The organism is Pantoea sp. Seng, from assembly GCF_009829935.1.
Classification (GTDB): Bacteria; Pseudomonadota; Gammaproteobacteria; order Enterobacterales; family Enterobacteriaceae; genus Pantoea; species Pantoea communis.
The window spans coordinates 12,002-26,463 of sequence record NZ_SZZV01000013.1; the positions used below are offsets into that span (position 1 = coordinate 12,002).

Below are 14,462 nucleotides of genomic sequence, written 5' to 3' on the forward strand. Positions count from 1 at the left end.
AGTCCTTCCTTCATGAGAGACGTGCGGTAGTGTGAGCGAGGTTAAATTCCTAAAAATACTCGCAGTAATCTTATGTATGCAAACTGGTATTACCTTCCCTGACTGACTAAACCTTAAACGTCCTTGTTATCTCCTTAACGTCCTTTTCGCATCCTTGATGCGACCTTATTGACTTGTGTTGCTGCGGTGTCATGCGCAAGTCACATCTTTTACGCGTCAGGCACAAACCGTCTGACTCATCACGGAGTGGATGATGAAAAAACGCAAATCCGCACTTTCCCTCGTCGCGATAGCGACCATAAGTACCCTGCTGGCAACACCTGACGCTGAGGCGTGGGACAGCTTAACGGTTTTTGGTGATAGCCTGAGCGACGGTGGCAATGTTGGGCGTTTTACCGCCGACGGCGCGCAGCATCCGCTGAACGATGAAATTTTGGCAACGCATCTGGGTGAAAATCTACTGTCTTCCGATTTAGGGGGCAGTAACTATGCCCAAGGTGGTGCTGTTGCGGTACCTGCTTTGGATCCTGATTTGAACACCCAGGACCAGCTGGCGACCTATCTGCAATCCACCGGTGGGCGCGCTGACAGGAACGGCTTGTACATTCATTGGGTCGGTGCAAATGATATTGCCGCCGCCGTCACCAATCCGCTCACCGCACGTGAAACCATTAGCAACAGCGCAGTTTCTGCGGCTTCCCAGGTCAAAACGCTACTGGATGCGGGCGCGGGAGCGGTCATCGTGCCCAATGTTCCGCAATTGGGGCTGACGCCCTACATGGTGCAGATCGTCTTGAGTACGTTTGGAACATCAGCCATGGTCGCGGCTTTTCAGTCGCTCGATAACGCTGCCACACCGGATGCTGCCGCCCGTCAACAGGCGGTGAAAGAGGCCTTTACAGCCGCCGCCGGACAAATTTTGGGCGACCCCACGGCGCGTGACGTATTGGCTCAACAGCTTTACGACGCCTGGCAAGCACTCAGTACTCAGGTGACAGCCTTGTCCGATGGCTACAACCAGCAGGAAGAGGCCCAGTTGGCCGCGTTGAAGGGCAATATCGTTCGGGTGGATATCGCTGAACTGTTTAGTGAGGTGGTCGCAAACCCGGGACGTTATGGTTTGACCAACACCATCGGCATTGCCTGTCCGGTGGGCACCTCTGCAGATGAATGCCACTCCTCTGATGCCGGTTTTAGTAGCGCACAAGCGTATCTGTTTGCCGATCGCCTGCATCCCAGCCCGGCAGTGCACGCTATGCTGGCAGATTATATTCAATCGATTCTCGATGCTCCTGCACAGGTCGCGGCACTGTCGCAATCCACACTGCTGATGGCGCGCGACATGCATAATACACTGGATGGGCATTTGCAACAGCAACGCCAGCAACCGGCCAGCGCGGGTCAGTTCACGGTGTTTGGCGGCTACGCAGGACAACACGTCGATTATCAAGGTGATGCCTGGAGCAACGGAGATGCGAACACCACCAATCTGACGTTGGGGATCGGCTATCAGCTGACCGATAACTGGCAAACCGGTTTGTTGTTCTCAAACAGCAATCAGCGCATGGATCCCTCATCAAACTATGACTATAAGCTGCGCGGTAATCTGGTGGCGCTTTACAGCCAGCTCACCTTGTTTGACCAAGGCTGGATCAATGCCGATCTCCACTATGCCGATCTCGATTTCGACAGTATCGAGCGCAACATCAACATCGGCCCTGCCACCCGTACTGAACAAGGCAACAGCAGCGGTAAATTACTGGGCATGCGGGTGCAAACTGGCTGGGATTTACCGTTGGGGAACCATATTACGACCGGCCCGGTTGCCAGCTATGCGCTGGATTATGGACGCGTGGGTGGCTATGAGGAAAATGGCAATAGCAGCACCTCGATGCGCTTCTCTGATCAAACGCTTCACTCACAGATCGGTTCAATTGGCTGGCGCGTCGATAGCCGGCAGTGGGTGGTCAATCCTTGGGCTCAGGTCAGTTATAACCATCAGTTTGGTGACACGGATTCAACCGTACGTGCTGGTTTGAAATCCACCCAGACCTCTTTTGAGCGGACGGTGGCAACTGGGGATAAAAACTGGCTGGATGTGGCGGTCGGTGCCAACGTGCCGTTGGGCGATACGGTCAATGCCTTTGCTGGCGTGTCCACCGTTGCCAGTAACAGCGATTATCATCAGGTGACCTGGAACGTCGGGGTGAATGCCACATTTTAAGGTGACGTGCCAGCAAGTCGTGGCTTGCTGGCACTGATTGAGCTTCAACAAACCTGCATTAATAAGTGAACGAAACAGTTACCGGATTAAGGTATTCAATCGGAATCTTGCGTCAATCAGTCATTTTTTGCGGCCGCGATAAGCAATAATGTGCCTGCGATTATTCTGTAAAATCCCGCCCTTACCGCTGCGCTTTCTTTCAGCAATCATTACCTTGGTGTATCCCATTTATCTGTTGGATGTTTAACGCCTCTAATTACACTGGCACACATCAACATATTAACTATCAGCTACTTATACTCCATGGGTGCAGTTATTTTCTCTTAATATTTAAGGGGTACACCATGGTTAATGCGTCCAATAACACCACGCCACAAAATGCCGTCAACGCCACAACGGGTGCCGTCGTGCAGTTGAAAACCATTGATGAATTACGCGCTACCGTACCGACATCCGGAGGTGAAATCGCTTCGGTGCTGGAGTACACCAGAGGCAGTAAAATGGGCGGCGGGGTGTTTGTGTATGACGCGACCGATACCACCAGCCCAGACGATGGTGGAATTGTCTTTATCGCGGCAGGCAATAAACGCTGGAAGCGAGTGATTCAGGATTACAGCACCGTCACCGTTTTGGATTTTGGTGCTATAGCCGACGGTAAAACAGATTGTATCGAGGCAGTAAAACGTATGTATACCTGGTCACAGCGTGTGCTGCCTGCTGCCGGTATCCGGTTTACCGCCGGGGTATTTAGCATGTCTACTTTCGACATCTCAGATAAAGAGATTAACCGTTTCAAAGTTTCGGGTGCTAACGTCAATTTTGGCTACTTTCCCACCACCACATTGACATTCAACTGGGGTACACAGCCACGAGGACTGCACTTTTTCAAAGTCAATGCGCGCTATGCAGAGATATCGGGCATTGTGGTGAAAGGCATGAGTTCAAATAACGGCGGAGACGGCGGTACCGCATTTAATAAAGTCGGTTTTTACGCCAACATTATTACTGGCGGGCAGTTTCTGCGGGTGAGCAGTATGGAGTTTCGCTATCTGGGCGGGAGGGCGCTGGATCTCATTGATACGCTGGATTGCAAAATTGATCAGTTCTATTCAAGAGGATGTCAGGATAGCATTGTTTATGCGCGCTGGTCTGACCGTGAAGCAGGAGCCTGGGACCACAGCACGGCCATTGAATTATCCAACTTCAATTTGCAAGAAAATACCTTAAAGCCGGTTTTAGATTTACCGCGCTGCACCCAATCCTTTATTCGTAATGGCTGGATTGAACATTCAGAATTCGCCGGGGATTTAACCAATGGCCAGTGGGTGATTGAGGGGCTGGCGATTGAATCAACGACTCACCCGCTCAAATTGGGCTATTGCCGCGCGTTGATCATTCAGAAAAGTATTCATAACCAAAGCGCCGGGTTTGATTACAGCACCACAGGCATTGAACCCTGGTCACTGCTGGCGGAGGGTGACCGCGGAGTCATGGAAATATCGGATTGGGGTGCCATCATTCAGGGATCGTTAAACTACGATTATATTACTTCCCAACACCACATGGATAACCGTAGCGATAAAGAGAGATGGTTCTATATTGGCGAATTTAATTTCTCCGATGAAGGGACGCAGATTCACGTGCGTGTGGTGGGGACATCGCAAATATTATCGCAAAGCGCCACGCAAACTCAGTACTCTGGACGAACGCCAGAAGGAGTCGCCAATATTTACCTTCAGGCGCGCAACGATGCCAATACCATTGGCAGTTGGTATGGCGAAGGTTCCTGCCCGGTGACGAAAGTGCACATTGAAGGCGGTGCCACCCGCACGAAGCTCTACGTTAAATTGGCGCAATACACCGGTTTTGCTACCGCGCAGGTGGAAACGAACGGCAAGGATCGGTATAAAGCGGGATTGTGTTTCATCTTCCGTAAAAGCTATACACTCTGCTCCGATGATGACGCGAAAAGGCTGGATGCCGCACCTGTGGTGGCTTTCGAACAACACTGGATTGGCAATGAAAAAGTGGGTATAGGCTACAACAACGACAAAGAGTTGCTGTTGAACGGGACGCTTATTCTGGGTAAGCCCGAAGAGTACGAGCCAGGTAAGTGGCGTACCCGTCGTTATTTAAAAGTTCGGGTTAATGGTGATGAATGGAGCATTCCATTAAATAGTGCAACAGAGCCATTTATCTGAAAAGAAGCCAGCAACGTCTGTTGCTGGCGAATTATCGTTAAACAATTTGGCTGAGATATGCCGGGAAATCCGGCAGTGATTGGCCTTAAAAATTAACTTCCCCAACGACTGCGTAAATAATTCACTGCCTGCTGCGTTTGTGGTTGGTTGAGATAATTCTCGCGGAACAGAATGGTGCCGTTGATTTGCGGCACTGATTCATTGAGGTCGAGCTGTTTTTTTAGTTCCGGCACGCCACCATTAATGGTCCAGTCTGGCTCCATTTTGGAGGTTTCACCGACTTTATACAGCGCTACACCGATATAGAGCCGGGTATGTGTAGGTTTCACCACATTGGCCCACCAGTTTGCGAGCACATCATAACGTGCAGCCTGACGTGAAAACGGCCAGTAAATCTGCGGCGCGATGTAATCTAACAGGCCCATCTGCACCCATTTGCGTGTATCGGCATAAGCTTCGTCGTAGGCCGCCGCGCCGCGCGTGTCTGAGCCTGCGGGATCGTGGGATACGTTGCGCCACACACCAGCGGGGCTGACGCCGAATTCGACATGCGGTTTTAACTGCTTAATGGTGCGGGACACTTGTTCAATCAGCTGCTGAGTATTGTGACGTCGCCAGTCCGCTTTCGAGGCATATCCCTGACCATACTGGCGGAAGGTGGCGCTGTCATTCAGTGTTGAGCCGGGCGATTCCGCATAGAAATAGTCATCAAACTGCACGCCATCGATATCATAATTTGCAACCACCTCCGCCACGATGCTGGTGATCCAGTCGCGGGCATCAGGAATGCCTGGATCCAGCACAAAACGGTCACCTGCGGTGCGGATCCAGTCACGATGGAGCACAAAAACGCTGGCTGGATGCAGGGAGAGTGTGTTGTTGAGTTCTGCCACCGTCGAGGGTTTCACGTTGGTGGAAACGCGATAAGGATTAAACCACGCATGCACTTTGATACCGCGTTTGTGTGCTTCATCCAGCATAAACTGCAGCGGATCGTAACCGGGATCTTCCCCAATCTTTCCGGTCATCATATCTGACCAGGGTAAGATTTTAGAACGCCACAGTGCCGTGCCGTCAGGTTTCACCTGGAAGAAGACGGTATTAATACCGAGACTTTTAAGTTTATCCAGCTTATCGGTCAGCGCCTTTTGTTGCTGGCTGATGCGATTTGCCGGGCTGGCATTCACTGAGGCTATGGGTGGCCAGTCAAGACGCGACACCGTGGTGAGCCACACACCACGCACCGGTTCTGCGTTGGCAACGGGCTGAACAGGATGTGGCTTCGGTGTCACTGTCGGGAACGGGGTGACCAGTGATTTAGGCGGCTCGGAACTGCAGCTGGCTAAAAGCAGCGCAGCCAATAGCGTGGCCATTTTTTTCACGGTAGCTATACGGGGAAAACGCGTGGAACAGGCTATGATAAACTCCATTTTTTTCAATTTACTGTTCGAAGAGCCTCATTCTCTTCTCATCAGCCTTAAAGTCAATAAGAGCCCTCGGTAACGTTGTCATGCCATCTATGGCTAACGCTGCGCACGGGAACTCACTAAAAACAGGAATACACTGCCATGACATATGAAGACCTTTACCGCCGCATCGCAATGATCGTTTTTAGCTGCGGACCGCAAGGTGCACGCGAGCTGATCGTAAAAGCCGAGCTATTTGCCAATGACGAAGGCGGTGAATACCAGTTCGATTATCTGGATGAAAACGGCGAGCCAGACTGGTTTGAACCGGATGCACAGGCAATTGGTGATTTAACTGAAGCATTGAAAGATTTCCAACACTACTTCGTTGAGCACGATATGACCGAAGGGAAGCCGGTGTGGAATAAATGCGTTGTGGTGATTAACGTGCCGGAAGAGTCGATCAGTATCGATGTGCAATATGAGTAAGGCTTCCGGGCCTCCCAGCCCGGAAATTTCTGGCATTATGAACGCACTGCCACTAACGCCTTTCGCTCGCGCAAAGCGCGTTTACGATGCACGATGCGGCTGGTGATCAACACCGCCAACGTGAGTAGACCGGTGGCTATGATCTCAGAGCGATGCGCCGGCATAAACAGCATTGAGACCAACACTCCCACGATGAACACCATGGTTGCCCAGGTTAAGCCTGGGAACAGCCACATGCGATAACTTAAGATCTCACCCCGTGCCTCGCGCTTTTTGCGCAACACCAGATGCGAGGCCGCTATCACCAGGTAAACCAGTAACGCAATCGCGCCGGAACTGGCTAGCAGGAACTCAAATACTGCTGCGGGTGCCAGATAATTGGCGATCACCGCGAGAAATGCAGCGGCAGTTGAGGCGATGACTGCAACCCAGGGCGTACCGCTGCGCGTGGTTTTTGATGCCGCGGCAGGGGCATCCTGACGTCGAGAAAGCGAATACAGCATGCGTGAAGCCGTATAGAGCGCAGAGTTAAGACAGCTGCACACCGCGATCAACACCACTACATCGACGATTTGCCGCGCGTAAGGAATATTCATCATCTCCATCGCCGTTTGATACGAACCGGCTTTCATCAGCGACGGGGCATTCCACGGCACCAGCGAGATAACAATGAAGATCGACAGCAAATAAAACAGCGCAATACGCCAGATCACGGAGTTGGTGGCCTGCGTTATCTGCTTTTTCGGTTCACGTGATTCCGCTGCCGCGATGGTGACGATTTCCGTTCCCATAAAGGAGAACATGGTGGTCAGAATGGCAGCCAGTACGGCACCGATGCCGTTTGGCATAAACCCGTGCGTGTCATAGAGATGGGAAATGCCTTGTGTGCTGCTACCGGGCATCAGGCCGAATATCGCCAGGCTGCCGACAATCAGGAAGGCGACAATGGCGACCACTTTCAGCAGCGCAAACCAGAATTCGAACTCACCGTAATTCTTCACGCTGAACAGGTTGCTGACCGTCAGAAACGTGGTGATCGCCAGGGTATATTCCCACACGGCAATCTGCGGGAACCAACTGTGCAATATCGTGCCTGCGGCATTGGCTTCAAGCGGAATGACCAGCACCCAAAACCACCAGTAGAGCCAGCCAATGGTAAATCCGGCCCAGCGTCCCAGTGATTTATCTGCATAGGTGGAGAAAGAGCCGGAGTCCGGTGAGGCAACGGCCATTTCCGCTAACATGCGCATAATCAGCACCACCAGCGCACCGGCTGCGATGTAGGCCAGTAACACGGCGGGGCCTGCTTCGGCGATAGCATGACCGGAACCGACAAACAGTCCGGCACCTATCACACCGGCAATGGATAACATGCGGACATGACGCGGCTTTAAGCCTTGCGCAAGCGCATCGGCATTCTGTGAACTCATTGTTTTCTCCAGATTGTCTCTCGGGCTGTGATTTGACACAGCCTGGCTGCAGCAGGTGGATGACAAGCCCGCATACGGGCTGGTTAAGCTGGGGGCCTACGAATCCTGGTGCGCGCTCAGCACATGGCTGAGAATCTCCAGCGCCTGGCTGAATTGCGCATCCGGAATAGTGAGCGGATAGAGGAAGCGAATCACGTTGCCCTGCGGACCACAGGTCAACAACAGTAAACCGCGCGCCATGGCGTGTTGCTGGATGGCCTGAGCGGTTTGCGCCTCGGCAAACTCCACCGCGACCATCGAACCTAATGCGCGGATATCGGTGATCGCAGAGCAGTGGCGACGTGCCTCATTGAGGAATTCGACCAGTTGCGCACCCAGTTTCACTGAGCGCTCACACAGTTGTTCTTCAGCAATAATATCCAGCACCGCATGCGCGGCGGCAATCGCTAGCGGGTTTCCGGCGTAAGTGCCACCCAACCCACCGGGGCCGGGCGCATCCATGATCACTGCGCGACCACTCACCGCAGACAACGGCATGCCGCCCGCCAGACTTTTCGCCATAGTGATCAAGTCTGGTTTAACGGTGTAATGGTCCATGGCAAACAGCTTGCCAGTACGACCAAAGCCGGTTTGCACTTCGTCGGCAATCAGCAGAATGCCGTGTTGATCGGCCAGTTGGCGCAGGCGAACGAAGAACTCAGCAGGGGCGATGTGGAAACCGCCTTCGCCTTGTACTGGCTCCAGCACAATGGCTGCCACGTCTTGCGGCGCGATGTCCTGAGTGAAGATGTCTTGCAGGCTCGCCAAAGCATCATCAACGCTGATACCGGTCACGTTGTTGGGGTAACGAGCGTGCCACACGGAAGCAGGCATCGGGCCAAAGTCACGCTTATAGGGGGCCACTTTACCGGTCATCGCCATCGTCATAAACGTACGACCATGGAACGCGTTACCGAAGGTGATAATGCCGTGACGGCGTGTGGCGGCGCGCGCAACTTTAACGGCATTCTCAACCGCTTCAGCACCGGTTGAGAAAAAGGCGGTTTTGGCTTTACCGGCTATGGGCACCACGCTGTTGATGCGCTCTGCCAGGCCGACATAGCTCTCGTAAGGCGTCACCTGGAACGCGGTATGGGTGAATTTTTCTAACTGTTCCGCGATGGCTTTCACAATGCGCGGATGACGGTGGCCGGTGTTGAGCACCGCGATACCACCAGCGAAATCAATCCAGCTGTTGCCTTCAACGTCACGCAACGTCGCGTTCTCTGCCTGATCGACATACCACTGGCAAAGATTACCGGTGCCACGTGGGAGTGCGTCATCTTTACGTTGTTGCAGCTGGCTGTTTTTACCTTCCATAACCTTTCCTTAGCGATAAGCGTCTTTACAAATCACGACAAACACGCTTATTTATCCCTGCGCTAAGGTTTGTTGCCAGAGCCACTTTTACAGAAAAGGATGGAGCCAATTGCGGAGTTTGTACGCCGATCATGTATTAGAACGTTTGCAGTTTATGCCGGAAGGGACGTTGCAGCAGCGCCTGTTGGCGTGTATGCAGGCGGCGATTGTTGAGGGGATTTTTCCACGCGCCACGCGATTACCGGCCACGCGCGATATGGCACGGGAGTTATCGGTTTCACGTAATACCGTACTTAACGTTTATGAAAATTTGATGTCACAGGGCTATGTTACAGCGCGCACCGGCAGCGGAACCTGGATCGCCGAAACGCTGCCTGAAGGGTGTTTAAACAGCCCGCGTGGCGATGACCTGACGCTGCCGCTGAGCGTGAAAACGGCGGCGATTTCTAAACGCGGTGCATCGCTGTTGGGCCATGCCAACGCCTCGCCTTATCAATGGGGCGCGTTTGTGCCAGGCGCGCCGGATGTCACGCAGTTTCCGCACAAACTCTTTAGCCAGATTCAGGCGCGATTAAATCGCGAGCCCGATGTTGATCGACTAATTTACAGCAGCAATGGCGGCTGTCCGCTATTGCGACAGGCACTGGCGGACTATCTCAGCGTAGCCCGATCGGTGCGTGCGGATGCGGATCAAATCATCATCACCGAAGGCATCCATCAGGCGGTTGATCTGGTCACGCGCGTACTCTGCGATCCGGGTGATACCGCGTGGATTGAAGAGCCTGGCTACTGGGGAACCCGCAATCTTTTACGCATCAATGGGTTGAAAATACAGGCCATGCCGGTCGACGATCAGGGCATTATTCCTGACTTACCGCCGCGCAGTCGGGCGCCAAAAGTGATATTTGTGACACCGTCACACCAATACCCATTGGGCGTTCATCTCAGCCTTGAAAGACGTAAGCAGTTGCTGGATTTAGCCAGCAAACATAAAACCTGGTTGATAGAGGATGACTACGACAGTGAGTTTCGCTTCGCGGGTCAGCCATTTCCCTCGCTGCAAGGTTTTGAGCCCGATGCGCCGGTGATTTACATGGGCACGTTCAGCAAAACGCTCTATCCGGCACTGCGACTGGGTTATCTGGTGGTGCCAAAAGCGCTGGCTCAACCTTTACGCGTGGCGGCGGCGGAACTCTATCGTGGCGGGCATCTGCTGGTGCAGCGGGCGCTGGCGGAATTTATCCAGAAAGGGCATTACATGGCGCATATCCGCCGTATGCGCAAACTCTACAGCCAGCGTCGTCGATTTTTAGCGGGTCTGATTGAGCGTTATCTTGGCGCTGATTTTATGCCGCGCGTCAATCATGAAGCGGGCTTGCATCTGGTGGTGAATTTACCGGCTGGATGTGATGATGTGGCGATTGCTGCACTGGCGCTGCGGCGCGGTGTGAAGGTTAGACCGCTGTCGCAATATTACATGCACCAGCAGGAGCGACGAGGATTGCTGCTGGGTTATGCCTGCGTGGATGAGCGTCAGTGTCAGGATGCGTTTGGTGTATTGAAGGCATGTCTGATGGAGAGCGGGATTTTAGCGCGTTCGTAGACGTGTGCGCATGCAATCATAATGATGGGCGGCCCGGGGGCCGCGTCATTCAGGACTAAGCGATGCCGTTTAAACGTTGCACGACATCAGCACTCAACACCAGATCGCCACTGGCGAGATTCTGCTGGAGATGTTCTGGTGATGATGTGCCAGGAATTAACAGAATGTTTGGCGAACGCTGAAGTAACCAAGCCAGGGCAACCTGCAATGTAGTGGCATTCAACTCTTCGGCCACGGCGGTAAGCTGCTCGGATTGCAGCGGTGAGAAACCACCCAATGGGAAGAACGGCACATAAGGAATGCCCTGCGCAGCCAGTTGATCGACCAACGCTTCATCCTGGCGATTCGCCAGATTGTAAAGATTCTGCACACAGGCGATGGGCGTCATTTTCTGCGCGTCCGCCACTTGTTTGGCCGTTACGTTGCTCAGACCAATATGCTTAACCAGTCCGCGCTCTTTAAGCTTGATCATCGCTTCGACCTGCGGTTCGAGTGAGCCTTCTGCAGGTGCGTGCACGTCGAGCATCGAACGCAGATTCACGACTTCCATCACCTCCAGACCAAGATGACGCAGATTGTCTTCTACCGCCTGGGTCAATTCATCGGGCGAGAAAGCGGGCAACCAGCCTCCTTTCGCATCACGACGTGCACCGACTTTAGTGACGATCACCAGATCGTCGGAATAGGGATGCAGGGCTTTTTTAATCAGTTGATTAGTAATGTGCGGACCGTAAAAGTCGCTGGTATCGATATGATTCACGCCAGCAGCCACCGCATCACGTAGCACCTGTAATGCCCGATTCTCATCTGCCGGTGGGCCAAACACGCCTTTGCCAGCGAGCTGCATGGCGCCATAACCGAGGCGTTTAACCTGACGATCGCCCAAAGTATAAGTATTTACGTTGTGAGACATGGAAACCTCCTTCGTCGATGTGTGTACAGATTGTAATCGACGCATGGCTGTGCAACTATCCGGTGAAATCAGGACACAGTGTGCGGAATGGCGAACAATGGCATTGGATATTGCACTGCTACATGCGGTGGTGGCCGTGGCAAAAGCGGGCGGATTTCGTGAAGCCGCCCGCATGACGGGAAGCAATCCTTCTCGTTTAAGTGACGCCGTAAGACGAGCTGAGGAGCAGTTGGGCGTGCGGTTGTTCAATCGCACCACGCGCACCGTCGCGCTCACCGAAGCAGGCAGGGCGTTAATGACGCGCTTAATGCCAGCAATGAATGAAGTGGATGCGGCACTCGATTCGCTCAATCATTTCCGCAACACACCGGGTGGCACGTTAAGAATCAATGTGCCCGTTAGCGCGGCCCGCCTGGTTTTGCCCTCTATCGTGCCCGGCTTTTTGGCGCGATATCCTGACATACAGCTGGAAGTGGTGGCGGAAAGCAATGTGCAGGATATCTTCCGCGACGGCTGTGATGCCGGAATTCGTTACGACGATCATCTCGAACAGGATATGGTGGCATTACCGATTGGACCCCGCGTACAACGCTTTGCAGCAGCGGCCTCATCCGCTTATCTTGCAAAATTTGGCACGCCACAACATCCACGTGATTTGCTAAAGCATCGTTGTCTAAATGGCCGCTATGCCACAGGAGTCATTGCAGATTGGGAGTTTGAAAAGGGCGAAGAGGTGGTGCGTTTACAGCCTAAGGGGCCGCTTATTTGCAGCATCGGCGCGGCCATGGATCTCACGGTCGCGGCTGCGGTATCCGGCGCAGGGGTGGTCTATCTGTTTGAGGATTGGATCAAATCCGCACTGGATAATGGCAGCCTGCAACCCATCCTAAGCGAGTGGTGGCAGAGCTTTTCCGGACTGTGGCTTTACTATAACGACCGCCGTTTGATCCCAGCACCGCTGCAGGCTTTTCTTGATTATGTGCGCGAACTTAATGTGCAAGATGAGTGAGTGTTTCACTTTGCCTGAACCACTTTCATAATTTCTCAGCTGCCAGCGCTTTAAGCAGGTTTAACCAGGATGTTTGATTGTTAAGAAACTCGCAGCTGAGATTCTCAATCGTCATATGCTGCGCCATGGCCGCAAGACGTAGCAGGTTGTAAGCATCATCTTCCCCTAACTGAAACGCTTGCATCACCTGTATTTGCGCGGAGAACAGGTACCTGCGCGCGCGCAGACGTTCCTCCTGACGCTTAAGTTGTTGTTCCAGTTGGGCAAAACGCGCTGCACTCTCAAGCGCCAGCGTGAAGGCAGTCATCACGCCGTCGAAGCGCACCGGTTTACGCATATAGCTGTCAATTTTCTGCTCAGTTATCCACTGCAGTCGCGAAGGTGTTTCCATCGCGGTGAGCGCAATTTTAGGTAAGGGCGGCCAGGGCAATTTGTTAGTGGGATGAAACAGCGCTGGGTTGTCGCCATCGAACACCAGTAACTGTTGCCCGACGAGCTGCTCTACATCTGGGAAGGCCGGGAAAAATTCTCCCCGAATGCCCATACGGGAAAATTGTTGCTCCAGGTGATGATTATCACGATCCGCACAGCCCATTACGCACACTTTGAGTCCGCGCATTTGCACGTTTTTTCGGCTCATGTGCGCTCTCCATCCTGATTCAGATTATCGAGATCGGTCCAGGCTAACCAGGGATCAGGCTTTACCGGTTGTGGTGCCTGCCAAAAACTTTCTAGCTTGCCATCATGACAGCGCGCCAGATGCGGCGTCAGCCAGCTGTGATTATTATCGGCATCAATTCGGATCGGTCCGGCGGGGGAATCCATCTCATCTTTAAGCACGGCAGCACGCACGGCCTCAACGTCAGCATCACCTTGACGGTTGATAGCGCGCGCCAGCAGGTGTCCCGCCAACCAGGCACTTTGGCTGTCAACGGAGGGGGACACGTCTTCGCCAAAACGCTGGCGGTAGCAGCGTAAAAAATCGTGGTTGGCGGCACTGTCGATGGACTGAAACCAACTCGCTGAGACCAGATATCCTTCAAGAGCTTCTGCGCCAATCATGTTCACTTCCGGCTCGCACAGCGTCAGGCTTAATTTTAATACGTCATTGAGCCAGGGCTGCTGATGGCTGGCCCGATGCCAGGCACGGTAGAAACTGTACGCACTTTTTCCCACCATGGTGTTGAGTAGCACCCTGGGCCGCTGCGCGATAATATCGGTAATCAGCTCATCGACATTCTCTTCACCGAGCGGCAGTAACTTGCTGGCTAATACTTCGCCACCAGCCGGGATGACCGCTTCACGCGTGATGCGATCCATCTCCCATGACCAGACGTAATTCGACCCCACGTGATACATCGCGACATTCTGCTGCTGCAACAGCCAGTTCAGAAGCGGCAACACATGCTGATTGGGCGTCGCCCCCAGATAAATTACGCTGTTACTGCTTTCAAAACCTTCATAGCGTGCGGAGTGCCACAGCAGAGCGTTGGCAGATTCGATGAGCGGGAGAATGGTTTTGCGGGCCGCTGACGTGTAGCAACCAATCACATGACGTACACCGTGGCGAAAAAGTAAGTCGTGGCAGTCGTCATAATATTTATCCAGCGAACCGCCAGGGTCACGCACCACTGGCGCGAGGGTGAAGTGATAATCAGGGTTGGCGTTGATCTCTTCAATCGCCAGCAGGATGCCGTTGAGCATTTCGCGGCCGATCACGGCATAATCGCCGGATACGGAGTAAAGGATGCCAATCGGAATGACACTCTTTGGCGGGGGTGTGGCAGACATAGAGTCTCCTGGTGATTAAACGTCTTTCCTGTTCTGG

The 14,462-nt window shown here is 53.3% G+C and carries 11 protein-coding genes; 5 read left to right on the plus strand and 6 right to left on the minus strand.

Annotated elements, in window-relative coordinates; all coding sequences use genetic code 11:
• The first annotated feature begins 253 nt into the window (after positions 1–253).
• Positions 254–2,224, plus strand: a complete 1,971-nt coding sequence (locus FD737_RS14530; RefSeq protein ID WP_160833824.1) for an autotransporter outer membrane beta-barrel domain-containing protein — start codon at positions 254–256, stop codon at positions 2,222–2,224.
• Between the two features lie 344 nt (positions 2,225–2,568).
• Positions 2,569–4,425, plus strand: a complete 1,857-nt coding sequence (locus FD737_RS14535; RefSeq protein WP_160833825.1) for a hypothetical protein — start codon at positions 2,569–2,571, stop codon at positions 4,423–4,425.
• Between the two features lie 92 nt (positions 4,426–4,517).
• Here FD737_RS14535 and FD737_RS14540 read toward each other — a convergent pair whose 3' ends face one another.
• Entirely contained in the window at positions 4,518–5,855 is a 1,338-nt protein-coding gene (locus tag FD737_RS14540; RefSeq protein WP_160833826.1) for a glycoside hydrolase family 10 protein, read from the minus strand.
• 138 nt (positions 5,856–5,993) lie between these two features.
• On the opposite strand from FD737_RS14540, the gene FD737_RS14545 reads away from it, so the two are divergent.
• Entirely contained in the window at positions 5,994–6,320 is a 327-nt protein-coding gene (locus FD737_RS14545; protein ID WP_160833827.1) for a hypothetical protein, read from the plus strand.
• A gap of 35 nt (positions 6,321–6,355) precedes the next feature.
• On the opposite strand, the gene gabP is transcribed toward FD737_RS14545, so the two are convergent.
• On the minus strand, positions 6,356–7,750 hold the full coding sequence (gene gabP, locus FD737_RS14550) for a GABA permease (protein WP_160833828.1): 1,395 nt from the start codon (positions 7,748–7,750) through the stop codon (positions 6,356–6,358).
• A gap of 96 nt (positions 7,751–7,846) precedes the next feature.
• Positions 7,847–9,109, minus strand: coding sequence for a 4-aminobutyrate--2-oxoglutarate transaminase (gene gabT / locus FD737_RS14555; RefSeq protein ID WP_160833829.1), 1,263 nt, complete (start codon positions 9,107–9,109; stop codon positions 7,847–7,849).
• Between the two features lie 109 nt (positions 9,110–9,218).
• On the opposite strand from gabT, the gene FD737_RS14560 reads away from it, so the two are divergent.
• Positions 9,219–10,712: a PLP-dependent aminotransferase family protein gene (locus tag FD737_RS14560; RefSeq protein WP_058961043.1), complete on the plus strand. Its 1,494-nt coding sequence runs from the start codon at positions 9,219–9,221 to the stop codon at positions 10,710–10,712.
• 55 nt (positions 10,713–10,767) lie between these two features.
• On the opposite strand, the gene FD737_RS14565 is transcribed toward FD737_RS14560, so the two are convergent.
• Positions 10,768–11,625, minus strand: coding sequence for an aldo/keto reductase family oxidoreductase (locus FD737_RS14565; protein ID WP_160833830.1), 858 nt, complete (start codon positions 11,623–11,625; stop codon positions 10,768–10,770).
• 97 nt (positions 11,626–11,722) lie between these two features.
• Between FD737_RS14565 and FD737_RS14570 the strand changes: the two genes are divergently transcribed.
• Positions 11,723–12,634: a LysR family transcriptional regulator gene (locus FD737_RS14570; RefSeq protein WP_160833831.1), complete on the plus strand. Its 912-nt coding sequence runs from the start codon at positions 11,723–11,725 to the stop codon at positions 12,632–12,634.
• A 25-nt stretch (positions 12,635–12,659) separates the two neighbouring features.
• Here FD737_RS14570 and FD737_RS14575 read toward each other — a convergent pair whose 3' ends face one another.
• Together FD737_RS14575 and FD737_RS14580 are read right to left on the minus strand one after the other, a co-directional pair.
• Positions 12,660–13,274, minus strand: a complete 615-nt coding sequence (locus FD737_RS14575; RefSeq protein ID WP_097117896.1) for an ANTAR domain-containing response regulator — start codon at positions 13,272–13,274, stop codon at positions 12,660–12,662.
• Entirely contained in the window at positions 13,271–14,425 is a 1,155-nt protein-coding gene (locus tag FD737_RS14580) for a transporter substrate-binding domain-containing protein (RefSeq protein WP_160833832.1), read from the minus strand. The genes FD737_RS14575 and FD737_RS14580 overlap by 4 nt, the downstream gene beginning before the upstream one ends.
• Positions 14,426–14,462 lie beyond the last annotated feature (37 nt).

Coding starts and splice junctions, on each gene's coding strand:
- FD737_RS14545 (WP_160833827.1), top strand. CDS start 5,994: ATGACATATGAAGACCTTTACCGCCGCATCGCAATGATCGTTTTTAGC.
- gabP (WP_160833828.1), bottom strand. CDS start 7,750: ATGAGTTCACAGAATGCCGATGCGCTTGCGCAAGGCTTAAAGCCGCGT.
- FD737_RS14540 (WP_160833826.1), bottom strand. CDS start 5,855: ATGGAGTTTATCATAGCCTGTTCCACGCGTTTTCCCCGTATAGCTACC.
- FD737_RS14580 (WP_160833832.1), bottom strand. CDS start 14,425: ATGTCTGCCACACCCCCGCCAAAGAGTGTCATTCCGATTGGCATCCTT.
- FD737_RS14530 (WP_160833824.1), top strand. CDS start 254: ATGAAAAAACGCAAATCCGCACTTTCCCTCGTCGCGATAGCGACCATA.
- gabT (WP_160833829.1), bottom strand. CDS start 9,109: ATGGAAGGTAAAAACAGCCAGCTGCAACAACGTAAAGATGACGCACTC.
- FD737_RS14575 (WP_097117896.1), bottom strand. CDS start 13,274: ATGAGCCGAAAAAACGTGCAAATGCGCGGACTCAAAGTGTGCGTAATG.
- FD737_RS14535 (WP_160833825.1), top strand. CDS start 2,569: ATGGTTAATGCGTCCAATAACACCACGCCACAAAATGCCGTCAACGCC.
- FD737_RS14565 (WP_160833830.1), bottom strand. CDS start 11,625: ATGTCTCACAACGTAAATACTTATACTTTGGGCGATCGTCAGGTTAAA.
- FD737_RS14570 (WP_160833831.1), top strand. CDS start 11,723: ATGGCATTGGATATTGCACTGCTACATGCGGTGGTGGCCGTGGCAAAA.